The sequence below is a fragment of the Serratia sp. S4 genome (genome assembly GCF_000347995.1).
In the GTDB taxonomy this organism is placed as follows: Bacteria; Pseudomonadota; Gammaproteobacteria; order Enterobacterales; family Enterobacteriaceae; genus Serratia; species Serratia quinivorans.
This window is the reverse complement of sequence record NZ_KB661120.1, coordinates 4,101,416-4,126,205: the sequence shown is the minus strand read 5'-3', so window position 1 is coordinate 4,126,205 and position 24,790 is coordinate 4,101,416. Positions and strand designations below refer to the sequence as shown.

The 24,790-nt window shown below is 56.0% G+C and carries 21 protein-coding genes and 1 rRNA gene; 4 read left to right on the top strand and 18 right to left on the bottom strand.

The window, feature by feature from the left end:
• Positions 1–90 precede the first annotated feature (90 nt).
• Both rrf and SERS4_RS0119930 read left to right on the top strand, forming a co-directional pair.
• Positions 91–206 (top strand): 5S ribosomal RNA (gene rrf, locus SERS4_RS0119935).
• A 231-nt stretch (positions 207–437) separates the two neighbouring features.
• Entirely contained in the window at positions 438–1,748 is a 1,311-nt protein-coding gene (locus SERS4_RS0119930; RefSeq protein WP_017893777.1) for an MFS transporter, read from the top strand.
• Between the two features lies 1 nt (position 1,749).
• Here SERS4_RS0119930 and SERS4_RS0119925 read toward each other — a convergent pair whose 3' ends face one another.
• The 5 genes from SERS4_RS0119925 to trxC form a co-directional block, all read right to left on the bottom strand.
• Positions 1,750–2,082: a YfiM family lipoprotein gene (locus SERS4_RS0119925; protein ID WP_012146456.1), complete on the bottom strand. Its 333-nt coding sequence runs from the start codon at positions 2,080–2,082 to the stop codon at positions 1,750–1,752.
• A gap of 79 nt (positions 2,083–2,161) precedes the next feature.
• Complete coding sequence (gene pssA / locus SERS4_RS0119920; protein WP_017893776.1) at positions 2,162–3,517, bottom strand: CDP-diacylglycerol--serine O-phosphatidyltransferase; 1,356 nt, start codon at positions 3,515–3,517, stop codon at positions 2,162–2,164.
• 153 nt (positions 3,518–3,670) lie between these two features.
• Positions 3,671–6,319, bottom strand: a complete 2,649-nt coding sequence (locus tag SERS4_RS0119915) for a bifunctional acetate--CoA ligase family protein/GNAT family N-acetyltransferase (RefSeq protein WP_017893775.1) — start codon at positions 6,317–6,319, stop codon at positions 3,671–3,673.
• 33 nt (positions 6,320–6,352) lie between these two features.
• Positions 6,353–7,057, bottom strand: a complete 705-nt coding sequence (locus SERS4_RS0119910; protein ID WP_017893774.1) for a tRNA-uridine aminocarboxypropyltransferase — start codon at positions 7,055–7,057, stop codon at positions 6,353–6,355.
• Positions 7,058–7,194: 137 nt separating this feature from the next.
• Positions 7,195–7,614, bottom strand: coding sequence for a thioredoxin TrxC (gene trxC, locus SERS4_RS0119905; RefSeq protein ID WP_012146452.1), 420 nt, complete (start codon positions 7,612–7,614; stop codon positions 7,195–7,197).
• A gap of 208 nt (positions 7,615–7,822) precedes the next feature.
• On the opposite strand from trxC, the gene SERS4_RS0119900 reads away from it, so the two are divergent.
• Positions 7,823–8,923: a tRNA/rRNA methyltransferase gene (locus SERS4_RS0119900; protein WP_012146451.1), complete on the top strand. Its 1,101-nt coding sequence runs from the start codon at positions 7,823–7,825 to the stop codon at positions 8,921–8,923.
• Between the two features lie 255 nt (positions 8,924–9,178).
• On the opposite strand, the gene emrB is transcribed toward SERS4_RS0119900, so the two are convergent.
• From emrB to SERS4_RS0119865, 7 genes are all read right to left on the bottom strand, one after another.
• Complete coding sequence (emrB, locus tag SERS4_RS0119895; protein ID WP_012146450.1) at positions 9,179–10,714, bottom strand: multidrug efflux MFS transporter permease subunit EmrB; 1,536 nt, start codon at positions 10,712–10,714, stop codon at positions 9,179–9,181.
• A gap of 17 nt (positions 10,715–10,731) precedes the next feature.
• Positions 10,732–11,904, bottom strand: coding sequence for a multidrug efflux MFS transporter periplasmic adaptor subunit EmrA (gene emrA / locus SERS4_RS0119890; RefSeq protein ID WP_012146449.1), 1,173 nt, complete (start codon positions 11,902–11,904; stop codon positions 10,732–10,734).
• A gap of 25 nt (positions 11,905–11,929) precedes the next feature.
• Positions 11,930–13,381, bottom strand: coding sequence for an efflux transporter outer membrane subunit (locus tag SERS4_RS0119885; RefSeq protein ID WP_012146448.1), 1,452 nt, complete (start codon positions 13,379–13,381; stop codon positions 11,930–11,932).
• A 21-nt stretch (positions 13,382–13,402) separates the two neighbouring features.
• Complete coding sequence (gene mprA / locus SERS4_RS0119880) at positions 13,403–13,924, bottom strand: transcriptional repressor MprA (RefSeq protein WP_012146447.1); 522 nt, start codon at positions 13,922–13,924, stop codon at positions 13,403–13,405.
• Between the two features lie 159 nt (positions 13,925–14,083).
• Positions 14,084–14,437 carry an L-valine transporter subunit YgaH gene (gene ygaH / locus SERS4_RS0119875; protein WP_012146446.1) on the bottom strand — a complete coding sequence of 118 codons (354 nt, stop codon included), beginning with the start codon at positions 14,435–14,437 and terminating at the stop codon, positions 14,084–14,086.
• Positions 14,427–15,173, bottom strand: coding sequence for an AzlC family ABC transporter permease (locus SERS4_RS0119870; RefSeq protein ID WP_017893772.1), 747 nt, complete (start codon positions 15,171–15,173; stop codon positions 14,427–14,429). The genes ygaH and SERS4_RS0119870 overlap by 11 nt, the downstream gene beginning before the upstream one ends.
• 120 nt (positions 15,174–15,293) lie before the next feature.
• Positions 15,294–16,493: an MFS transporter gene (locus tag SERS4_RS0119865; RefSeq protein WP_017893771.1), complete on the bottom strand. Its 1,200-nt coding sequence runs from the start codon at positions 16,491–16,493 to the stop codon at positions 15,294–15,296.
• Positions 16,494–16,597: 104 nt separating this feature from the next.
• On the opposite strand from SERS4_RS0119865, the gene SERS4_RS0119860 reads away from it, so the two are divergent.
• Positions 16,598–17,476: a LysR family transcriptional regulator gene (locus SERS4_RS0119860; RefSeq protein WP_012146443.1), complete on the top strand. Its 879-nt coding sequence runs from the start codon at positions 16,598–16,600 to the stop codon at positions 17,474–17,476.
• A 39-nt stretch (positions 17,477–17,515) separates the two neighbouring features.
• Here SERS4_RS0119860 and proX (SERS4_RS0119855) read toward each other — a convergent pair whose 3' ends face one another.
• The 6 genes from proX (SERS4_RS0119855) to SERS4_RS0119830 all read right to left on the bottom strand — a co-directional run bounded on the left by proX (SERS4_RS0119855) (position 17,516) and on the right by SERS4_RS0119830 (position 24,650).
• Positions 17,516–18,517 (bottom strand): glycine betaine/L-proline ABC transporter substrate-binding protein ProX, encoded by a 1,002-nt coding sequence (gene proX, locus SERS4_RS0119855; RefSeq protein WP_012146442.1) that lies wholly within the window; start codon positions 18,515–18,517, stop codon positions 17,516–17,518.
• 51 nt (positions 18,518–18,568) lie between these two features.
• The gene (proX, locus tag SERS4_RS0119850) at positions 18,569–19,564 is read right to left on the bottom strand and encodes a glycine betaine/L-proline ABC transporter substrate-binding protein ProX (RefSeq protein WP_026142507.1); all 996 of its coding nucleotides are present in this window, start codon (positions 19,562–19,564) and stop codon (positions 18,569–18,571) included.
• 53 nt (positions 19,565–19,617) lie between these two features.
• A complete protein-coding gene (proW, locus tag SERS4_RS0119845; RefSeq protein WP_012146440.1) occupies positions 19,618–20,742 on the bottom strand; it encodes a glycine betaine/L-proline ABC transporter permease ProW in 1,125 nt (374 codons plus the stop codon).
• Positions 20,735–21,937, bottom strand: a complete 1,203-nt coding sequence (gene proV, locus SERS4_RS0119840; protein ID WP_012146439.1) for a glycine betaine/L-proline ABC transporter ATP-binding protein ProV — start codon at positions 21,935–21,937, stop codon at positions 20,735–20,737. Before proV ends, proW begins: the two co-directional genes overlap by 8 nt.
• A 406-nt stretch (positions 21,938–22,343) precedes the next feature.
• Positions 22,344–23,030 (bottom strand): response regulator, encoded by a 687-nt coding sequence (locus tag SERS4_RS0119835; RefSeq protein ID WP_017893769.1) that lies wholly within the window; start codon positions 23,028–23,030, stop codon positions 22,344–22,346.
• Positions 23,031–23,051: 21 nt separating this feature from the next.
• Positions 23,052–24,650 (bottom strand): sensor histidine kinase, encoded by a 1,599-nt coding sequence (locus tag SERS4_RS0119830; protein ID WP_017893768.1) that lies wholly within the window; start codon positions 24,648–24,650, stop codon positions 23,052–23,054.
• Positions 24,651–24,790 lie beyond the last annotated feature (140 nt).

Here is a 24,790-nt window from a genome sequence, read left to right as displayed (position 1 = left end):
CAAAAGTGTTTTGATTTGAGAGATTTTCAGCGCGTTCCGAGATTGGTTCTGGTGGTCATGGAAATGACGGCTGGAATGAAACAGAATTTGCCTGGCGGCAATAGCGCGGTGGTCCCACCTGATCCCATGCCGAACTCAGAAGTGAAACGCCGTAGCGCCGATGGTAGTGTGGGGTATCCCCATGCGAGAGTAGGACACTGCCAGGCATCAATTAAGCCAAGAGGCCATCCGCAAGGATGGCCTTTTTGCTTTGCCTGCTATAAATAAATGACCGTTATCCCACCAATTTTCATATCACTCTTCAATACACATCACATAAATCACGCTATATTCTTCGCCCGCTATTTGTTTTAATCGTTAACTAAACACTAACAATTGAATCACATTTAAACGGCAGGACGCCGACTTCACTGTTTATCTGGCTCGGAGAATATAAAATGACAGAAACAACCTCGGCCATTGAGGATGAAGGGACCGCCGATCTGGCTGTTCAGGACAAAAAGAAACGTATTTTCGCGATTGTTGGGGCCTCATCAGGGAATCTGGTGGAGTGGTTTGATTTTTACGTCTATTCCTTCTGTTCTATCTACTTTGCCGCCTCGTTTTTCCCCGCCGGCAACAGCACTACCCAACTGCTGCAAACGGCCGGTGTGTTTGCAGCAGGTTTCTTTATGCGCCCAATTGGCGGTTGGTTGTTCGGTTATATTGCTGACAAGCATGGCCGTAAAAACTCGATGCTGATTTCTGTTTGCATGATGTGCGCCGGATCGCTGGTGATCGCTTGCTTACCGACCTACGAGTCGATCGGCAGTTGGGCACCGGTGCTGCTGCTGGTTGCACGCCTGTTCCAGGGGCTGTCGGTCGGCGGTGAATATGGCACCAGTGCGACCTATATGAGTGAGGTGGCCATAAAGGGGCGACGCGGGTTCTATGCCTCTTTCCAATATGTCACGCTGATTGGCGGCCAACTGTTGGCATTGCTGGTTTTGGTGGCGCTACAACAAATCCTGTCCACGGAAGAGCTCAAAGCCTGGGGCTGGCGTATTCCCTTCGCGATAGGAGCGGTATTGGCCGTAGTGGCGTTATATCTGCGTCGTTCGCTAAATGAAACATCCGATGCCAAAACCCGTAGCCATAAGGATGCAGGTTCGCTGAAAGGGTTGTGGAAGAACCGTAAAGCTTTTCTGATGGTGCTGGGCTTTACCGCCGGTGGCTCGCTAAGTTTTTATACTTTTACCACCTACATGCAAAAGTATCTGGTCAATACCTCAGGGATGGACGCCAAGCTGGCTAGCGGTATTATGACTGCAGCCTTGTTTATCTATATGCTGCTGCAACCGTTGGTTGGGGCATTGTCGGACAAGATTGGTCGCCGTAGCTCAATGCTGATCTTTGCTTCTTTCGCCACCTTACTCACAGTACCTATTCTGTTAACCTTGAAAAATGTCAGCAATCCCTATGCGGCATTCGGTCTGATCGTGCTGGCACTGTTTATTGTCAGTTTTTATACTTCGATCAGTGGGTTGCTGAAAGCCGAAATGTTCCCGCCGGAAGTGCGGGCGCTAGGCGTTGGTCTGTCTTATGCGGTGGCTAACGCGATGTTTGGCGGGTCTGCAGAATATGTTGCTCTGTCGCTGAAGTCATATGGCATAGAGAATGCCTTCTTCTGGTACGTTTCCGGCATGTGTCTGTTGGCGCTGATCGTTTCACTTCGCTTGCATCGCAAGGGGAAAGAGATCCAACTGTGAATCAACGGGTGGCGTGGTACAGGCTATACCCCGTAGCCGCCCCCGCCACATCCCAGGCAAAATCCTTCCAGCTCCAGCCGGTGCCGCCTTCGCGACTGTCATACAGCTCTTTGGCGGCACCCAGCCCGATCGAAAACATCAGGCCAAAGCTCCGGCTGCGAGCCTCACTCCAGTTTTGATGATCGCCATAAGCGGCACCCGCGGCGGCAAAGGCAGCAGAAGAGACAAAATGCTGCGCCTTGTCTTTTCCGGTCCAGCTGTCATTTGCCCAATGTGTGCAACCGCTGGTGAACAGGACAAAGGGCAGCACAAACAGACAGCGGAGTGGGCGCATAATGAAAACATCCTGTTGTCACGGCTCATAAAAAACCCCGGCATGGGCCGGGGTCTGCGATAGCTGAATTATAGCGCGCTTACAGTATACGGCTAATCAATCGGTCGATACGGATACGGCGCAGACGGCGGATCAGCTTACGCACTTTGATCGGATACTCCTGGATACTTTGCAATTCCAGATAGTGTCCCACCACGGTGGTATGGGTACGGATGCATTCCAGCTCTTTATGCCGCTGCTCACGCATTTCCTGTTTGGGATCGTGGATCAGAATGGCATTTTCCAGATCCAACCGCCAGGCGCGTGGATTGAGGTTATTACCGGTAATCAACTGCCATTCGTCATCTACCCACATGCCTTTCAGGTGATAGCTGTTATCGCCGTCTTTCCACAGGCGAACAATCAGCTGACCGGTATCGATATAACGCTGCAGACGGCTGAGAAAGCGTCGCAGGTTGATTTCGTACAGGTAAGGCAGCGCGCCGATAATTTTGAATGGCTGATCTTCCGGAATATAGAAGTCATTAGCGGTTTTATCACCGACAATGATTTCCACCTGCTTGCCCTGGCGCAACAGATAAATAATATTGCGCACCAGCAGCGCCGGCAGGTTGAAATAGGGGGTACACAGCGTCAGTTTTTGATCGGCGCTGGACATCAGATGGTGAATGGTTTTATTCAGTATGCTTTGTTTGCCCAGCCCAACCAGCGGTGTTACCGCCAGCTCATCGTTGCTGGCGTTGTTGCGAAACTGATAGCCGGCACGGCGCAGGCCGAAGCGGAACAGGCGAGTTTCGTTTTTGATCTCGGGGCTTTTCGGGCGATCGTCACGATCCAAACGTTGTACGGCACCGGCGGTCAGCAGATGCTGTTTGATGTAATCGACCAGGGTGTTGGCCAATTCACCGTTAGCGATCAGTTGGTAGCGATCGTAACGGTATTTTTCATGCTGATGCAGGTAAACGTCATTGATACTGGCACCGCTGTAAATCACGGTATCGTCGACAACAAAACCTTTCAGGTGCAACACGCCCAAGGCTTCACGGGTGTTGACCGGCACGCCGTATATCGGCACCGGCAGCCCCGGATGCTGGTCTGCCATTGAGCAGTACCAGTCGGCGTTGGTATTGGCGGCCGCGGCGCCGATGCGCCCACGCTGGGCACGATGCCAGTCGACCAAAATGCAAATCTCCAGCTCCGGACACCGCTGCTTCGCTTGATAAAGTGCGTTGAGAATATCGCGCCCGGCGTCGTCATGCTCCAGATACAGAGCGACCAGATAAATGCGTTGGGTGGCGTTAGCGATTAATTCCAGCAGGGTGGCACGGTAATCAGACGGCGTGTACAAAGTACGTACATCAGCTACCGTCTGAGGGAGTTTGGGCAGTTGTGCAAGGTGTTGTTGATGTTTGCTACGTTTAAATTTTGACAACATCACAGTGCGCTTCTTCTCTCATGATTAGATGGCCTGAACGCCAAATACGGAAAAACAACAAATCGAATAATCGGGCGATAATACCACTAGTTGCCTCGATTGTGCGTATGTTTTGGCGTTAAGTGGTGGATTCGTAGCGCATTGCGACACAGGTCACTGCGCTTCCTCTGCCTGCAGCGGCAGGGTCAAATTGACGATACCGTCCTCGATCTGCACATCAATGCCAAAACCCAACCGCTGTGCCAGCCCGATCATTCCACGGTTGTTCGGCATGGTGATGCCGGTCAGACGGGTCAACCCATGGGCTCGGGCATAGGCGATCATTTTTTCCAGCAGTTGGCGTCCCAAACCGAGTCCTTTCAGATCGGAACGCACCAGCACGGCAAATTCTGCATCGGTATTGTCCGGGTCGGATAGCGCGCGGGTTACGCCTATAATCTGTTCATCACGCACTGCTACAAAAGCCATTTCTCGATCGTAGTCGATCTGCGTCATGTTAGCCAAATCGTCATGGGTAAACTCGTTGATCTCACTGAAGTAGCGATAGTAGAGGTCTTCCTTGGTCACGCGATCGATAAAGTGTTTCAACGCTGGTTCATCTTCCGGCAGGATCGGCCGGAACAGGCATTGCGAACCGTCTTTCAACCCAATGGTTTCTTCCAGCTCATGGGGATAAGGACGGATCGCCAGCCTTGCCTGCGGGTCACCCACAAAGGGGGCAAGCTGCATGGAAACATCCAGCAGGGTGAACTCGCTGCCCGAGGCCAGTACCGGGTGGATGTCCAGCCGGGTGATTTCCGGACAGTCGAGGATCAGATTGGAGACTTGTACCAACAGGCGGCTCAGCCCGGGAATATCCAGCGGCCTCAGGGCACTGCGCCCGCGGATTTTTCCTCCTTTTACCGCCTGCAATACCAGATAGCGCGCCAGCGCCATATTCAGCGGCGGCAGCGCCACCGCGACCTGATTTTCCTGCCGCCATTCGATCCCCCCTTCGCCCAGCATGATCAATGGGCCAAAAATGGCATCTTGTTCCACGGCAATACGCAGCTCTTGCGCTCCGGCGCGGTTGGCCATGCTCTGCACCAGCAAGCCGTGGATACGTGCCTGCGGATAGGTGCGTTTCACCCGGTCAAGGATCGCATCTGCGGCTCGCTGCACTTCGGTCGCGGTGCGCAAGTAGAGCATAACGCCCTGGACTTCAGACTTGTGGGGGATATCCGGCGAACGCAATTTCAGGGCTACCGGGTAGCCAATTTGCTCGGCGATATGCACCGCTTCGGCGCTGTCTTCGGCAATCCAGGTTGGCAGCGTGGTCAGATCATAGGCCTGCAGAATCGATTGCACCTCGTGGGTATCGAGCTGCGTAGCGCCTTCGGCCAGCGCCTGTTGAATTAATCGGTGGGCATCGGCGGTGTTGGCGGTCAGGCCGACCGGGAGCGCCGGGGTTTCTTTTAGCTGTTTCTGATTACGGCGGTATTCCACCATATGCATAAACGCGGTCACCGCGCCTTCCGGGGTGCGATAGGTGGGTATGCCGGCCTCGGTAAACAGCCGTCGGGCTTCCTGCGAGGAATATTCACCGCACCAATTGGTGAGTAGCGTAATGCGTTTGCCACGCGGGTGTTGACGCACCGCTTCGATAATACGTTCGGCAGTAATGGTGCCCGGGGCCGCCGCGCTTGGAGCGTGGATCAGCAGCAAGGCGTCGTAGTCATGACTGTCGAGCAGCGTTTTAACCGCCGCCAGATAACGTTGCGGTGTCGCGTCATCACGCAGGTCAATCGGGTTGCCGGCGAGGATAAACTCGGGCAAAGCCTCGCCAAGCTGCGTCAGCATCTCGTCGCCCAACTGCGCCAGCTTGCCATTACGGCCCAACAGCTCGTCCAGAGCCATAGCGGCCGGTGCCGCACCGTTGCTGACGATCATCAGCCGCTCGCCGCGCAGCGGGTGCATATGGCTCAGGGTCTCTACTGCGGAGAACAGCTCATGGGTATCCTGCACGCGCAACAAACCGGCGCGCTGGATAGCGGCATCGTAGGCGGCATCCAACCCCTGTTGGCTGTTAAGCAACAGCTGGGCCTGCTGGCTGCGGCCGCTTTTGACCACCAGAATCGGTTTGTTGCGTGAGGCGCTGCGCGAGGCGGATAAAAAGCGCCGTGCATCGCTGATGTTTTCCAGATACAGCAAAATGGCGCTGGTTTTACTGTCGCGCGCCAGAAAATCCAGCAGGTCGTCGACGTCAATATCCAGGCTATCGCCCAGCGCGATAAAATAGGAAAAGCCAACCTCACGCTGTTGCGCCCAGTCGAGAATGGTGTTGGCCACGGCGGCGGACTGGGAAATAAACGCCAGCTTGCCTTTGAGAATGGGGACCGGTGAGAAACTGGCGTTAATGCCTTGCCAGGGCGCCAGCAGGCCGAGGCTGTTTGGCCCCAGCAGGCGCATCGAATAACGCTGCGCGCAGGCTTTCAGCTCGGCGAACTGTTCCGGCGGGGAGGAGAGCACAATGGCAGTTTTGCAGCCGCGCTTGCCCAGTTCTTCAATCAATGCCAGGTTGCGCTGCGCATGGGTACAAAGTATCGCCAAATCGGGGCTGATGGGCAGGCTGGCGACGTCCGGGTAGGCCATGACGCCACACACTGCCTTGTAGCGCGGTGTGACCGGCATCACCGGCCCGTTGAAACCGCCGGCCAGCAGGTTGCTCATCATCAGGTTACCGGCGCGGCCGGGCTGTTGTGAAGCGCCGAGAACGGCAATCGATTTAGGACGTAAAAGCGCTTCTAACCCTCGCTGGCTCATGCACGACTCCTTTAGGCAACGTTACGCCTGATTCTAGGCGTTTTGCGACGGCTTTGCTGTGACCGGTGCCTCCGGGCGGGTAGGTTTCCCGGCCAGATACTGTTGACGGAAATAGTGAAAATGCTCGGCCAGCCCGTTGGCGGCGGCCACGTCACCGGCTTGCTGCAACAGCGCTGCTGCCACTTCGGCCGTGCAGTGTTGCTCGATGCGGCTGGCTTCGCGCAGTTGGTAATTCGAAGCGGCGGTCACGTTGAGTGAGAATACCGGGAACTGATTAAGGTACGGGCTTTTACGGAACATTTTGCTCGCCTCGGTCCAGGTGCCATCGAGCATAATAAACAACGGAGGTTTGCCACCAGCGGGCAATTCGCTGAACACCGGCCGCTCGGGGGCGGCATAGGAGGCGGGAAACACCACGTAAGGCTGGCGTTCGGGATCGTTAATCGCCGCCAACAGGGCAGGGTCAACCTCGGTACGCGACCAAAGAAATGCCTGGGTTTCCGGCAAAATATCGGCGATCAGTCGGCCTGTATTGCTCGGTTTCAGCGGTTCTGCACCAAACATGATCAGGCAAAAACGGCTGGCGGCAGGCTGTGGCCGGATACTGTCACACAGGCAGTTTTTATGGGGTAGCAGGCAGCCCTGACAACGCGGTACGCGGTTGCCACGCGCCAGAAAAGGGCGAGTAGAGCGTTCCAGGCGAAATTGGCGCAGGCGAAGGACGGCGTTGTCGGTCATAAAGATCTCGGGGAAAACCGCTATTGTAACGCAGAAAAAAGCCCGACGGGAGCGTTCGGGCTGGATTGAGTCACGGCGGTGTCACGGGCAATGGACAACACCGCCTATTGAAAGGCGACGGGTAGAGACTTTCTGCGTTAAACTAGTTCATTGAGCCAGTTATCGAACGGCGTTTTCGGCATGGCACCGTTGAGCATGTCGACCATTTTCCCTTCGCGGAACAGCATAATGGTTGGAATGCTGCGGATGCGGAAGCGGGCGCTCAGTTCGGGTTCTGCCTCTGTGTTGACTTTAACGAAGCGAACTTTGCCGGCGCGCTCCTCGGCGACGTCTTCAAAGATCGGGGCAAAACTGACGCAAGGGCCGCACCACGGCGCCCAAAAATCGACCACCACCGGCAGGCCATCCTGCAACAACGAGTCCAGTGTGGCGGCGGTGGCGTTGATCACCTCGCCGTCAAAGAGCGCATGGCCGCAACGGCCGCATTTCGCGCCGTCAGCCACTCGTTCTTCAGGCACGCGGTTGGTGGCATTACAAGCAGGACAAACTGTATTCATGATGACCTCGGATACTGAGAATGCACGACATGCCGCACTCGGGTTGCGGATATGTATCTTTAATGCTGCTTATTATCGTTAAAAGTAGGGTAATGGACAAAGAGGTTTGTTCGATGAATACGATAGTTGTTAGCTTTTAGCGCAAGTAGGTGGCTTAGCACCCCAACATCAGGTAATCTTCGCGCCCTGCGCGTTGGTGGAGAAGAAAATGAACGATTCATTTAGTGGCAAGAACGGTAAAGTTAAAGTGATGTACGTCCGCAGTGACGACGACAACAACAGCGACGACCGTAACAAGAATAAGCGTCCGGCCGGCAAAGGCCGTCCGGCAGACGGTGCGCGCTCTTCGGGCCGTACCGGTCAGGACAAGCCGCGCGGTAATAACGATCGCCGTGGCTCTGGCTCTGATTCCCGCCGCAGTGAAAGCGATCGTCCTCGCCGTCCAGCGCACAATGAAGACCGTGGCGGTTATGATTCGCCGTGGAAAACCGTGTCACGTGGCCCGGAAGAAGAGCCGGCATTTGATCACGGCGGCATCAGCGGCAAGAGTTTTATCGATCCAGAACAGTTACGCCGTCAGCGTGCGGAAGAAACCCGCGTTTACGGTGAAAACGCCTGTCAGGCCCTGTTTGCCAGCCGTCCGGACGCTATCGTCCGCGCCTGGTTCGTACAGTCGGTCACGCCACGTTTTCGTGAAGCACTGCGCTGGATGGCGGCAAACCGCAAAGCCTATCACGTGGTGGATGAAGAAGAGCTGGCCAAAGCGTCCGGCACCGAACACCACGGCGGCGTCTGCTTCCTGATTAAAAAGCGTCAGGGTCTGGATGCGCAAACCTATCTGAAAGAAGCCCCGGCGAAAGACTGCGTGCTGGCACTGGAAGAAGTAGGCAACCCGCACAACCTGGGTGCTATCGTACGTTCTTGCGCTCACTTTGGCGTGAACGGCGTGTTGCTGCAGGATCCGGCGGTGCTGGAATCAGGTGCTGCGGTGCGTACGGCTGAAGGCGGCGCGGAACACATCAAGGCAATTAATGCCGATGACTTCCTGTCGGTGCTGGATACCTTCCGCAAAGCGGGATACGCCATCGTCACCACCTCGAGCCACAAAGGGACTCCGTTGGCGCAGGCTAAGCTGCCGGCCAAAATGGTACTGGTACTCGGCCAGGAACGTGACGGCCTGAGCGACAGTGCCTGGCAGCAGGGCGACATGAACGTGTCTATCGGCGGTACCGGCAAGGTGGAAAGCCTGAACGTATCGGTCGCGACCGGCATTTTGCTGGCTGATTGGTGGCGTCAAAACCAGGCCTAATATACCCGTCGCCTTTCAAGCCGCAGCGTTGTTACCCGCACTCAGTTATGTGGCCCGTCCATGGGCCACACCCCTTTGGGGCCGCTGCTAGCAGCGTTCAAATCTGCTCCTGGCAGATTTGTCACCCCAGTTACTTACTAGAGTAACTGGGGATGAGTGAGTTGGTCGCCTAGCTACAACTTGAAATTCATAGGGTATACATAATATTTTATAAAAAAACGGGCACCCTGGGGTGCCCGTTTTGCTTTCTACTGTTTAGTGAGCGCCGCCGCCCCCACCGCCGGAGCTGAATGGCGGTTTCGCCACCCAGACCAGCGCCAGCAGGACCAGGAACACCCCAGCGGACAGCCAGAATATCTCGTTAGCCGAGATAATCAGCCCCTGCGCGGTGATCTCGTTGGCGATATAGGCCGACGCCTGCTGCTTGCTCATGCCAATCTGTTCCAGTTGCCGGTACATGTCCTGCGACTGCGGGCTGTAAGGATTCACAAACTCCGCCAGCTGCGAGTGGTGTTGCGACTCGCGCTGAGTCCACAGCGTGGTGGTGATCGACGTCCCGATCGACCCCGCCAGCGTACGGGTAAAGTTCGACAGGCTCGACGCCGCCGCCATACGTTCCGGCGGCAGGCCGGACAGCGTAATGGTGGTCAATGGCATAAAGAAGCAGGCAATGGCGAAGCCCTGGACAAACTGCGGCCAGGCCGAGGCGCCAAAGTCCATTCCCGGTTCAAACGTATAGGCGCGCCAGTAAAAGCACACGGCATACATAATGAAGCTGAAGGTCACCAGTCGTCGCATGTCGAGTCGGTTACCGAACTTGCCGATGATCGGCGACAGCAATACCGGTATTAACCCGATTGGCGCCGAAGCCAGCCCCGCCCAGGTGGCGGTATAGCCATACACCTCCTGCAGCAGCTGCGGCAATAGCACGATAGCGCCGAAGTACAGCATATAGGCCAGGCTGATACACAGGCAGCCGACGGTAAAGTTGCGCGACTTGAACAGCGACAGATCCACCACCGGGTGGTCGTCCGTCAGTTCCCAGATGATCAGGAACACCAGCGCCACCACCGCCACCACCGTTAGCACTATTATCTCGGTGGAGTTGAACCAGTCCAGCTCCTTGCCCTGATCGAGCATCACCTGCAGCGAACCAATACCGACGATCAACAGCACCAGACCGATGGTGTCGATCGGTTTGATCTCGGTTTTGGTTTCCCTGCCTTTCAACGTCGACATCGCCACCAGGATCACTACGGCGCCAATTGGAATATTGATGAAGAAGATCCAGCCCCAGTGATAGTTATCACTGATATAACCGCCGAGGATAGGCCCGAATATTGGCGCGACGATCACCGTCATCGACCATAGCGCCAGGGCCATCGCTCGCTTGGCGGGCGGATAGTTGTTCAGCAACAGACTTTGCGACAGCGGGATCAGTGGCCCCGCGACCACACCCTGGATCACGCGGAAGAAGATCAGCATGCCCAGGCTGTTGGAGATGCCGCACAGCCAGGAAGCGAGTACGAACAGTGCGGTGGACCAAAGGAACAGCCGCACTTCACCGACGCGCTTCGCCAGCCAGCCGGTGATCGGGATCGAGATAGCGTTCGCCACGCCAAACGAGGTGATCACCCAGGTACCCTGCGAGTTGGAAGACCCGAGGTTACCCGCGATGGTCGGGATCGCCACGTTGGCAATGGTGGAGTCCAGCACCTGCATAAAGGTCGCCATGGCGAGCGCGACCGTCATCCAGGCGAGCTGGGCACCTTCAAGCGGTTTCTGTGCCAAGGTAGCCTCCCACGCGCTTAGCCGGCATTCGCATGGATCACGTCGGCGATCATCTGGTTAACCGGTGCCAGATTCAATGCCAGCGCGTCGGTCTGATACAACGGCTTGTCACGCACCACGTCAGACAGCACGCGGCCGTCCAGGTTGGTGGTGTCAACTTTCACCAGCGTCGACAGACCGATACGCAGCGGATGATCGGCGATTTGCTTGGCATCCAGTTCAATACGTACCGGCAGGCGCTGAACCACCTTGATCCAGTTACCGGTAGCATTCTGCGCAGGCAGCAGTGAGAAGGCGCTGCCGGTGCCCATATCGATACCGACCACTTTACCGCTGTACACCACGTCGTCACCGTAAATATCACTGACCACGGTGGCCGATTGACCGATGCGCATATTGGCGATCTGGGTTTCTTTGAAGTTGGCGTCCACCCAGATGTGATCGGCAGGCACCACCGCCATCAGCGGGGAACCGGCGGCGATTTGCGCGCCAACCTGTACGCTGCGACGGGACACATAGCCGGTGATCGGGCTGATGATTTTGGTACGTTGCAAGGCCAGCCAGGCGTCACGCATTTGCGCCGCGGACTGTTGGATAGCCGGCTGTTGCTCCAGCGGGGTGTTCAGCACCATCGCCTGGTTGGCGTTGTATTGCTGAACCGCCACTTCCAGTGCCGCTTTGGCGCTGTCGACCGCATCACGCGCATGTTGCAGTTCTTCACGGCCGATGGCGTCAAGGCTGCCCAGTACCACGCGGCGCTTCAGATCGTTCTCCGCCTTGCTCAGGTCAGACTTGCGCAGGGCAATGTTGGCCTGATACTGCTTGCTGTTGATGATCAGCTGGTGGGTCTGACGCACGCTGTTGGCCAGGCCGGTTTTGGCGCGTTCAAGCGCCTGTTCGGCATCGGTCGGATCCAGCGTAAGCAGCACATCCCCCTGCTTCACGTAGTCGGTATTGTCGAAGTTGACGCTGTTAACGCTACCGTTCACCTGGGCCATGATCTGCACCTGGTTACCGGACACATAGGCGTCGTCCGTTTCCTGATGATGACGCAACACCAGGAACCAATACACTAAATATGCCACCCCAATAACAACGAAAATAACCGTCATCAACAGCAGCCAAAACTTGCGCTGCTTCTTTTTGCCGACAGGTTGTGGCGGGGTCTGAGTCTCCGCGCTTGCGCTCATGGTGTTCTCCAAGCTCTCTATTTTATTATGCTTTTGAATCCGCAGCGACCGGGGCCTGATAGCCACCGCCCAGCGCACGGATCAGTCCTATCTTCGCCTGCAGCAAGTTGCTGTTGGCATTCAGTTCCGCCTGTTGCTGCTGCAAGAGCTGCGTCTGGCTGGTTAACAACTGGTCGCGCCCGATAATCCCTGCCTGGTATCGAGCGTTAGCGACGCGGTACACCTGTTGCATCGATTGGGACGCAGATGCCGCCTGCAGCTGCTGTTGCGCAGTGCTTTGTTGGACGGTGATGGCATCGGCGGTTTCCTGCACGGCATTCAGGATGGTTTGGTTATAGGACTCCACCGCCTGGTCATACAGCGCGGACTCCTCACCCAGTTTGCTGCGCAGCGCACCGGCGTGGAAGATCGGCAATGAAATCGCCGGCATCACGTTCCAGGCCTGGCTGGCCGCTTCAAACAGATTCGGGCTGGTCCCACTGGTGTTGGTGGTAGTCAGGCCGGCAAAGGCTGAAATGGTCAGGCTGGGGTAAAATTCCTTGCGGGCGGCGCTGACGCGTTGGTTGTAAGACTCGACCAACTGACGCTGTGCGGCGATATCCGGGCGTTTGCCCAGCAGATCGGCGGTCAGTTCACCTTTTGGCGCCATCAGATTACTGGCGGGCAGAGCCACCGGACGCAGATGCTGCATCGCGCTTGGGCCCTGGCCGGCCAGCGCGGCCAACTGGTGTCTTAGTTGTTCAATCTGCGACTGCAGTTGCAGGATCTGCTGCTTGGCACCGTCGGCCTGCGCCTGGCTTTGTTGCGGAACATCAACACCAGTGATGCCGGCTTTATATTGTTGTTGGCGCAAATCCGTCAGGCGTTGGTTGTTGTCGACTTCCTGTTGCAGCAGTTTTTCCAGCGCGAAATTGCTCTGCAGCTGGAAATAGGCGGAGGCCACCGAGCTGGTTAGCGTCAGCGCAGCCTGTTCCTGCTCGGCGCGGGCCGCATCGACCTGCGCCTTGGCGGCGTTAACCTGATTGCGGTATTTACCCCACCAGTCAAATTCATAGGCCAGATTCAGCCCCAGCGAGTTGGAGCTCTCGTAGATCGGCTTATGTGGATAGCCCAATCCCATGTTGACGTTTTGCGGGACTTTCTGGCGGTTGCTGCTGGCGTTCAGATCCAGATTCGGGCCGTTGGCTGCACTGGCTTCACCCATCACGCTTTGCGCTTCGCGCACGCGCCCGGCGGCTTGTCTCAGCGTCGGTGAGCTTTGCAGCGTCTGGGTCATCAGGCTGTCGAGCTGCGGATCGTTAAGCGAGCGCCACCACTGTGGGCTAACGTTCAGCGAGCTGACTTTCGGCTGTGACAATTGCAGGCTCTGCGGGTCCATCAAGGTGGACTGCGGGGCAATATTGTCGGTAGAAGCGCACCCGGCCAGCAGCAATACGGCGAACAGCGGGGTGAATCTCCAGTTAAACGGGGATCGCATAGTAGGTTACCTGAACAGAAATTATTGGGATAACTGTCCTGAAACTTCCATCTGGTCCAGACGCGTTAACAGCTTGCGTGTCAGCTGTTCAAGCTGTTGCTGTTCATCATCGTTCAGCGTGGACCACAGGAAATGCAGACATTTGTGCTGCGGTGGCAGCAGTTGGTTGAGAAACTCTTCTCCCTGCGGCGTCATGTGCAGATGCAGGCAACGACGGTCATGGTCGCTTTCCCGGCGTTCAATCCAGCCGCGTTTTTCCAGTTCATCGGCAATCCGCGTGGCATTGGTGCGTGACGAGCCCAGAGCAGAGCTTAGCTCAGAAGGCTGGATGCTGTGATTCTCCTGCGCATCCAGAGTAATCAGCGCCATAAACAGTGTTTCGTTAATCCCTTGTGCCTTGAGCATTTTATTGCGGTTTTCCAGCAGCTTGCTTTGCATGTGCATGCACAGCCGGGTCAGCAGAATTTCCTGATAAGGAAAATCTTTCTGACGTTTTGCGCGGAAATTAAGCATTTGTTCAATGGGAGTAAACGAGCTTTCCATAATTTGGGGCCTCATTAATTTCGTTCGAGATAGTAACGATAGTGATTAATAATGTAAATCTTCAGCCGTGCGAATAATTTAGCAATTCGTGTCATTTGTAAGTTATTTGTCAACGGCCCATTCACGAGCGACAGCTCAGAATGGGGATGACGGATAAAATCAAAGGCTGGCAGGACCGAAAATCATAAATATCTTTAACGTGATGCCAAAGGCGAGCGCACCGATCAAGGTAGACAGAATGATGCTTTTGCTACGGTAAAAGCACAGCCCCAGGGCGGCGAAGCCGACCAGCGTCGGCCACAGCTTGTCCGGTTCGCGCATCACCACCGGCGTGCTGGATACCACCAACAGTGCGCAAATGGAGGCGATACCAATGCTGTCGAGCAACAGCGCGGTTTTACCGCGTTTAATGCCCGGTTGGGCACGCGCCGGAGCCAGGCGTAAGGGTAAGTAACGGAACAGATAATTTGCGCAACCGACCACCAGGCCAATCACCACCACATCAGTGTTCATCGATGGCCTCCGTTGCGGTGGGTTGGAACAGGGCGGCAATACAGCCGGCGCTGATGCCGGCTAAAATGGCGACGGGAATGGAAAACAGCACCACGCCAAGCAGCGCGCCAGCCAGTGCGGCGACGATGGTCAGGCTTTGTGGACGCCTGAAGGCGGCCAGCAGGAAGCTGAGGAACAGCGCCGGCAGCATAAAGGACAACGAGGCTTCAACCACCGGGTATTGCTCCAGCGGTCCGTTACCGAACAGCGCTCCGATGGCGGTGCCCGCTACCCACGACAGCCAGGAGCACAGTGAAATGCCGAGCATCCAGTTCTCGCTCCAGCTGCGGTTATTGCGCATCAGTTTGGCGGTAGCAGCAGCGAACACTTCGTCGGTCAGGCCGAACGCCCAGAGTGCGGTTTTACCGGCCGACATGCGTGAGACGATGCGGTGGCGCAGAGCGGGGCCATACAGCAGATGCCGTATGTCCATGGCCATCACGGTCAGCGCGGAAACCCACAGCGACATGCCGGCGCTCAGCAGGGCGGTGATCACGAACTGGCTGGCGCCTGCATAGATAATGCAGGAAAAGAAGATGCTCTCCAGTGGGGAGAACCCCAACTTAACGGCGCTCAGGCCAAAGGCAAAGGCCACCGGCACATAGCCGATGACGATCGGTAAACTGTCGACGATGCCGTGGGTGAAGGTAGAACTGACGGCTGGGGGATTGAGGTTTTCTGCAGCTTGGCTTTGCATTTTTATTAGTGTCGCAGGATATAGAGATCAATAGTTCATCTGCAGAACATTACCAGAGAGTGAGTAATGTTTATACCCTGTGGCGCTAATAAATTCCTGATATGACTATTCGCTTGCTAATCAGATTGTCGCCGGTCCTTGCGGATCGTGAGGCCTGCCGTGCCACCAGGTCAGCAGGTTGAGCAGGCATAAAACGCCCCCGGCCGCGGCAACGCCAGTCCAACCCGCATGTTGATAGGCCGAGGCAGACAGCAGTGAGCCGAGTGCACCCCCGATGAAATAGCTGGTCATGTAGCCGGCGGTCAGGCGGTTGCGCGCTTCCGGCATAATGCGGTAAATCACGCTCTGGTTAGTGACGTGTACGGCCTGCACGGCCAGGTCGAGGATCAGGATACCGGCGATCAACGCCCACAGGGATTGTTTAGCGAAAGCGATGGGTATCCAGGACAGCAGCAGCAGGACCAGGCCCACGCTGGTGGTTAAACTGGCCTTACCCTGATCCGCCAAATGCCCGGCGCGTGAAGCCGCCAATGCGCCGGCAGCACCGACCAGGCCAAACAGACCAATCACCCCTTCGGAATAACCAAACGGCGGAGCCGCCAGTAAAAAGGCCATCGAAGTCCACAGCACGCTGAAGTTGGCGAACGACAGCGCCCCGAGTATCGCGCGGGTACGCAGCAGCGGGGTCCCGCAAAACAGGGTGAAGATCGATTTCAGCAACTGCGGGTAATTCAGCCCCGAATGCTGCTTGTAACGCGGCAGTGCGCGCCACAGGATCAATGCCATCAGGATCATCAACACGCTGGCGACCCAGTAGATGGTGCGCCAGCCGCCGAGTGACGCCAGCGCTCCGGCTACGGTGCGCGCCAACAGAATGCCGAGCAGCAGGCCGCTCATGATAATGCCGACGGTTTTGCCGCGTTTTTCCGGATGGGCCAGGGTGGCCGCCAGTGGCACCAGAATTTGCGCCACCACCGAGAACAGCCCGGTGAGCGCGGTCCCGAGGATCATCATCGGCAAGGTCGTGGAGCTGGCGGTGATCAGCATGCCGCCCGCCGCCAGCAGCGTCATAAAGACGATCAGACCGCGGCGTTCAAACATATCGCCGAGTGGCACCAGCAACAGCAGGCCAACGGCGTAGCCCAACTGGGCGGCAGTGACGATAAAGCCGGCCTGATTGACCGATAAATCGAAGTTCTGGGCGATGGTTTCCAGCAGCGGCTGGGCGTAATAGTTACTGGCGACCGCCAGACCGGTGGCGATGGCGATCAGCACGATCAGCGCCGGGCTGAGACCCGGCTGTGAATGTTGTTGGCTCATAAGATATTAATCACAGGGAAAAGTTAGCCGAAGTATCGGGCACGACAGCCGGTGAATCCAATGTATAATTTTCATTTTATCAATCTCATTTTGCGATAGATGCCATGAACCTGAAACAGATACGCTTTGCGTTGGCGGTAGCCGAAGAGCAGAGCTTTACCCGGGCGGCGCAGCGCTGCCACACGGTGCAGTCTGCCCTTAGCCACCAGATCGCCAAACTGGAAGAGGAGCTGGGCTGTACATTGTTCGAACGCACCTCGCGGCGGGTCAGGCTGACCACCGCCGGGCAGGCGTTTATTCAACCGGCGCAACGGCTGCTGGCGGCGAAACAGGCGCTGGTGGAAGAGGTAGTTGCCGCCAGCGGCACGGTATCCGGCACCCTGACCATTGGCACTATCTCAACCATAAACGCGATTGATCTGACCGAAAAGCTGGGCAACTTTCATCGCCATTATCCGGCGGTGAATATCCGGCTGTACGTGGGCATGAGCGAAGCATTGCTGGAAGACGTCCGCCAACAAAAGACGGACGTGGCGTTTGTCGGTCTCTGGCCGGGGGATATTGATATGCTGCCGGTGTCGCATCGGCAGCTAACCGATGAGCCGCTGGTTGCGCTGGTGGCGACGCAGCATCCGCTGGCCAGTCGTCAACGGGTCAATCTGCAAACCCTGTCAGAAGTGCCGCTGGTGGACTTTTACAGCGGGACCGGTGCCCGGCGGCAGACCGACCGTGCGTTTCAGGCGGCAGGTATTAAGCGGCATGTCAGTTTTGAAATTGACCATATCGAATGGCTGGAAAATCTGGTGCGGCGTGGGTTGGCGGCAGGCATTGTGCCCATCTCGACGGCGCAGCGTTTGAGTTCGCTGGTGTCGATCCCGATCGAGGATGGTCCGCGGCGACAGGTGTATTGCGTATGGCCGCAGCCGCTGTCCAGAACCGCCGAGCGGTTTTTGCAGTTTAGTGGGATAGCTATTGCTGAATGAATAGAACGGGGCGCAGTGGTGAACTGCGCCCCGGTGTTATTACTTCTTCGCGGCTTCGGCGGCGGTTTTCACCCAGCCGTCAAAGGTGGCCTGATGCGCCTTGATCCAGCCATTAACGTGGCCCTGGATATCGGCTTCTGACGCCTGACCTTCATGCATCCGCAGGTTCTGCGCATTCACGTCGCTAATCGGCAGTTTCATGATGGCGAACAGCTTGGCGGCTGCCGGGTTGGCTTCGGCCCATTTCTTGTTGGCGGCGATGCGCATGGTGTTCACCGGGAACCCATAGTTGGCACCGTTTGGCAGCTTGGTATCCATATCTTTCATTTCGCCCGGCATGGCGGAAAACGGCACCTGCAACCAGACGACATCACGGCCCGGTACCAGCACGTCGCTCACCCAGTATGGCGTCCAGGTGTAATACAGCACCGGTTTGCCTTCTTTGTAGCGAGTAATGGTATCGGCAATCATCGCCGCGTAGTTGCCCTGGTTATGCTCGACGGTCTTATCCAGGCCGTAGGCCTTGATGTGGTGGTTAATCGCCGCCTCACAGCCCCAGCCCGGCGTACAACCGGTCAGATCGGCCTTGCCGTCACCGTTGGTGTCAAACAACTTGGCGATCTTCGGGTCTTTCAACTGCTCAACGTTGGTGATGTGGTATTTATCGGCGGTTTTTTTGTCGATCAGGTAACCCTGCGCTGCGCCGTTGACATAAACCCCTTCACGGTAAAACTTGGCGTCGCCGCCGGCGGCCTTGTATTGATCGGCGTGCAGCGGATCCCAGTTCACCGCCAGGAAGGTTGCGTCGCCAGAGGCGATCGACGTGTAGGCGACGTTATAGTCCACTTCACGGGTGTCCTTGACGTCATAGCCCAACTTTTCCAGCGCCTTGCTGACCAGCAGCGTCTGGAAGGTTTCTTCAGATATGGTGCTTTGCACCGGCTGAACGCTAATGCCTTTACCCGGCAAGTCCGCGGCGGAAACCGCCTGTGAGCTAATCAATGTGGTGAGGGCAACCGCCCAGATTCCTGTAGTGCGCATAGTGAAATACCTTTTTTATGTTATGAAGCCGGGATTTCCGGCACGTCGGGATTATTTCGCTGCCGCCGCAGCGGTGCTGACCCAGCCGTCAAAGGTGGCCTGGTGGGCTTTAATCCAGCCATCTACGTGGCGTTGTATATCGTCGGCGCTGTTCTCGCCCTTGTGCATACGAAGGTTCTGCGCGTTAACGTCCGCCAACGGCAGTTTCATGATGGCGAACAGCTTGGCCGCCGCCGGGTTGGCCTGCGCCCATTGCTTGTTGGCGACGATATGCTCGTTATTGACGAAGAAGCCGTAATTTTTGCCGTTCGGCAACGCGGTATCCTTGTCTTTCAACGAACCCGGGCTGGCGGAGAACGGCACGGTCAGCCAGACCACATCGCGGCCGGGCACCAGTTCGTCGCTGACCCAATACGGCGTCCAGGTGAAATACAGCACCGGTTTACCCTGTTTGTAGCGGGTCAGGGTGTCGGCGATGATGGCGGAGTAGTTACCCTGGTTCTGAGTAACCGTGTTGCTCAGGCCATAGGCTTTGATATGCGTGTTGATCGCGCTGCCGCACACCCAGCCAGGCTCACAACCCGCCAGATCGGCCTTGCCGTCACCGTCGGCGTCAAACAGTCTGGCTAGCTTGGGATCTTTCAACTGCGAAATATCGCTGATGTGGTATTTATCGGCGGTTTTCTTGTCAATCAGATAACCCTGCGCCGCATTAGTGATGTAGGCACCCTGGCGATAAAACTTTTTGTCGCCGCCGGCGCTTTGGTACATGTCGGTTTGCAGCGGATCCCAGTTCACCGCCATATAGGTGCCATCACCGGAGGCGATAGAGGTATAGGCGATGTTGTATTCCACCTCACCGGTCGGCTGGACGTTATAACCCAGCTTGGTAAGGGCACGGTTGACCAGTTCGGTCTGGAAGCTTTCTTCGGCGAGGGTGCTTTGCAAGGGTTTAACCGTGACGCCTTTGCCGGGAAGTTCGACGGCGAACGCCTGTGTGCCAAGCAATGAAGTCAGGGCCAAAGCCCAAATTCCTGTCGAGCGCATAGTGGTTCCTTCGATTTTATCGGTGCCCCCGACGCTGGCCGGGGGCAGGGCAATTAAGGCTTTTTGATGAAGGGCCGGGTGACCAGGCCGATGGGGCCGTGTGCGTACCAACGCCCCATGCCTTTACTGCGGCGATCGCGCCCCAGCGACTGGGTGAGACGGTCGAGAATAATCGCCAGGATCACGATACCGACCCCGCCGACGGCGGCCAGCCCCATATCGAGGCGACCGATACCGCGCAGCACCATCTGGCCCAGACCGCCGACGGCGATCATCGAGGCGATCACCACCATCGACAGTGCCAGCATCAGCGTTTGGTTTACCCCGGCCATAATGGTCGGCATCGCCAATGGCAACTGCACTTTAAACAGCAGTTGGCGCGGGCTGGCACCAAAGGATTCCGCGGCTTCGATCAGATCTTCCGGCACCTGCTTAATGCCCAGAATGGTCAGACGCACGATGGGCGGCAGGGCGAAGATAATGGTGACCACCACCCCCGGCACGTTACCGATACCGAACAGCATGACGATCGGCACCAGATAGACGAAGGCCGGCGTGGTTTGCATGGCGTCCAATAACGGCCGTATGACCTTGCCTGCGTGCTTGCTGCGCGCCAGCCAGATGCCGAGCGGCAAGCCGATGACGATACAGAAGAACAGGGCGGTCAATACCAGCGCCAGCGTCACCATGGCCTGCGACCAGGCACCAATAGCGCCAATGGCAATCAGTGAGACCAGCGTGGCGGCACCCATACCGAGGCTGGAGAGCTGCCAGGCAATCAGCGAGAACAGCAAAATGGCGATCGGTGCCGGCATGCCCAGCAGCAGTTGTTGAAAACCGCTGAGGATAAAGTCGACCGGTACGCGGATCCCCTGGAACAGCGGGCGAAAGTGCAGCACCAGCCAATCAATGCCGTGGGTGACCCAGGAGTCAAACGGTACCCAGGTCTTGTGGAACGGATCGAGCAGGTTGAAATGCTCCGGCTGAGCCGGTGCGCTATTCAGCCAGTCGGCGCCCTGAGCGGCCTGATTAGCGGCGTCATGGCTTGCCGGTGGCGGAGCGCTCGACCAGGCATCGCCGGCGGGAGCCGCTGAATTTGCAGCGTCAGTGGCCGGTGCGGCACTGGCACCGGCGTCGGCAGGCGCAGTGGCCCATGGATCCTGTGTAGTATCACTCATTCGTTGGGCCCTCTTTATCCAGGGCCTGCAACAGCATGGCCTTGGAAATAATTCCGATATAGTTGTTTTCTTCGCAGACCACAGGTACCGCGCAAGGCGCCAGAGCGACCAATGAAATCAGTTCGCTTAGCGGCATGTCGGCCGGTACCGGGGCGGGAGCTTCCAGCAGGGCGTCATCCAGCGTCAGATTGGCCGCCAGCGCCTGCTTGAGTGAATCTACCGACACCACGCCGATAAATTTCTTTCCGCGTTCAACAACATAACCATAATCGCGGTCTTCATCCCGCAGCAGCTGTAACGCTGAGCGCGGACCAAAACCGGGGGTTTTACGAATAAGCGCGACCGGACGACGCTTGGCGATATCCTTGGCGCTGAAAACATGGCTGACATCTACGCCACGGAAGAAGGTGCGTACATAATCGTTGGCCGGATTATTTAATATTTCCTCCGGCGTACCGACCTGAATCACCTCACCGCCCTGCATAATGGCAATACGATCGCCAATACGCATAGCTTCGTCCAAATCATGGGAAATAAAGACGATGGTACGCTGATGTTGGGCCTGTAATTTGACCAGTTCATCCTGCATTTCGGTACGGATTAATGGATCAAGTGCTGAGAAGGCTTCATCCATCAATAATATATCCGGATTATTAGCCATGGCTCGGGCTAATCCCACACGCTGACGCATCCCACCTGAAAGTTCATCGGGATAAGAATGAGCATAATTCTCCAGTCCGACCTGACGCAGGGCCTCGAGGGCTTTTTCCTGACGTTCCTGCGGCGGAATACCGGCTAATTCCATACCGAATGCGGTGTTATTCAACACATTCATATGCGGCATTAAAGCGAATGATTGAAACACCATGCTGATCTTATTACGACGTACGGTGCGCAGTGCGCTGTCGGATATTTTCGATATATCTTCACCGTCAATCAGCACCTGGCCGCGGGTGGGTTCTATCAGACGATTGAGAAGGCGTACCAGGGTGGATTTTCCTGAACCGGAAAGCCCCATGATGACGAATATCTCGCCTTCTTCAATGGCCAGAGAGGCGTCTTTTACGCCTAGTGATAACCCGGTTTTTTCAAGCAGTTGATCTTTTGTCAGACCTTTCTCAATCAGTTTGAATGCGCGATCCGGATGTTCGCCAAATATCTTATACAGGTTCTTTACTTCGAGTTTAATTGCCATGCAATTTGCTGTTTCCTCTGATGAATTATCAAACGATAAAAAATGTCCCAATAGAAAATAATAGTCGCCTATACCCTAACACAGTGAATATCTGAGACAACCCTCAATGTCCGATGAATGGGATATTAGCGATTTACATCAACATTTCGATTGGCTATGGTAGTGGGGTGGATATTCAATTATTTGAATCTGATATTCGCCTTAAACTCTTGGTTTTAGGTAAAAATAATCCTGCTGCAATAATCTTGTTATTTCCCCGTTCGGCACTGAATTCAGACAATAAAAAACCCGACCATAGGCCGGGTAAAAGTCATCAGTATTTCATTAATTTCAACGACAGGTGCCGATATCGAGGGGATATCGTCGCAGTCATATTATCCGCTTAATATGACAGCCAGATGTCAGATTAGGCCTTGCGATACAGGCGGCGTGGATGACCGATATTGCCGTACATCATCTCTACGCGCACGAACTGGGTAGCGACGCAATATTCCAGATAACGCCGGGCGGTGGTTTTGCTGATACCCACCTGTTTGACCACGTCTTCCACCGCGTGCGCCGCCTCCGGTTGTTCGATAAACAGCGCCTGCACCAACTCCAGCGTATTGGTTTCAATGCCCTTGGCACTGGGTTCGCTGGAGAACTGTTTGGATTGCAGGTTATACAGCGCGTCGACGTTGCTTTGGTCGATCACCTTAAAGGTGCGCTGGGTTTGAACAAACTGCATAAAACGCTCCAGCGAGTTACGCAGCCGCTTATAGGATACCGGTTTGATGATGTAGTCGAAGGCACCGTTGCGGATCGCCTGGCTGCAGGTGTTCATATCGCTGGCGGCGGTAATAAAGATCACCGAACAGCCGGGGTTTTTCACCGCGGCTTCTTCCATCAGTTCGATGCCCTGGCCGTCCGGCAAAAAGTTATCCAGCAGGATCAGACGTGGCTGGTGGGCGTTGACTTTGACTATGGCCTCGGCCAGCGTGGCGGCATAAGCCACCACCCGCAGAGCAAAGTTTTGCTCGATAAACTCGGCGTGCAGCGTGGCCAACTGCGGCTCATCTTCAACGATCAAAACGTCCAGTGCTTCTGGTTGCATCATTCGGGTGCTCGAAACGGGTTATAAGGTTTTAGGGATAAATAAAGAAAAAATGGCCCCGTGCGGCTCGTTGTCCGACACTTCTATACTGCCATGCGCCTGCGCTACGTGGCTGGCGACCAAATGCAGGCCGATGCCGTGGTCACCTTTATCTTCTTTGGTGGTGACGCCTTGCTCGAACAGCGTATCACGCACCTCGGGCGCAATGCCGATACCGCGATCGGCCACTTCAATCACCAGCTCATTGCTGATATCGCTAATATAGAGTTCTACCGCCTCGTGTGGCTCGGCGCAATGCAGCGTAGCGTCTACCGCATTATCCAGCAAATTGCCGATGATCGACATCAGTTCGGTTTCATTCAGCGCCGCCGGAATTTGTCGTAGCTGGCAGGCGGGATCGAAGCGCAGCTCAACGCCTTTTTCCCTGGCGCTGGAGTACTTGCCCAATAGCAAACCACAGAGTGCCGCCGAGCTGAAACGCTGCGAAATAAAGTCGAGAATTTCTTGCGCGCCTTCCGATTGAGCCTCCACATAGCGGATCGCCTCGTCGTAGCGCTGCATATGCAACAGCCCGGCCAGGGTGGCAGTCCAGTTAAGCTGCTCATGGCGCATGATGCGCAGGTTGTCAGCGTAGCGTTTGACCTGACTGAGCTGGCTGCTCAGGGTATTGATGTCGTTCTTGTCGCGGAAGCTGATCACCCAACCCTGCAGCTCTTGCTCCTGCATAATACGCACCCGGCTGGCGATAACCCGCACGTGGTTAAAGCGGCAAACCTCGTCGTGGGTGTCGTGCCCCAACTGGGAAGCGCCGAAAAAATCCGGCTGTGACTGGATAATCTCGCCGATATTGCGGCCCATCAGCGCGGCGGCAGGCTGGCGCAGCTCCAGCAGTTCACGCGCCGCGTGGTTGATGGTGATGATCCGCAGTTGCGGGTCGACGGCGATGACGCCTTCATAGATGGCCTCCAGCAAGGCTTTTTGCTGACGCACCAGTAGCGCAATTTCTTTGGGTTCCAGCCAGAACATCTGGCGTTTTAAATTCTTCGACAATAGCCAGGAAAAAACAAACAGGGCGATTAATAACAACACAATGGATCCGACGATTTGCGTCAGGGTTCTGGCATTCAGGTTATCGATATGGGATTTCAGATAGCCGACCGAAACGATGCCGATAACGTTATTATGCTCATCCATAATGGGCGCTTTACTGCGCAATGAAATGCCGATGCCACCTTTGCGGATGGAAATAATACTTTTCCCTTCCAGAACCTCTTTATTATCGCCCCCGACCATTGGGGTACCAACACGGTTGGTATATTCAGAATGGTAAAGATGCCGGGTTTGTTTATCGCCGATCACGATATAGCTGGCATCGCTGCTGGCTCGTATTTTTTTCATCAGCTCGGCGATTTTTACCGGGTCGTTTTTTTCCACCGCGCTGACCAGCGAGGGGATCAGGGCAATCTCTCGCGCCTGTACTTGCGCCCGCGCGCCGAGATCGCGGTGCAACTGGGCATCGAGCTGATAGTAGGTATAGGCGCCAATAAAGCTCAGCAGCAGGCAGGAGAAAGCGACCAGGCACAGGAATAGCTTAATTTGAAATGAGAGTTTTATGCGCATAGTCTGGGAGGTACCCTGAGAAATCCTGAGCGCTTACCCTATCATGAGTCGGGGTTCATGTAATATTGCGCCCGATCAACTTGTGATCGCCGCCACGGGTTTATTCTTGATGGGTCGCTGCATTCACGACCGCAATAAAA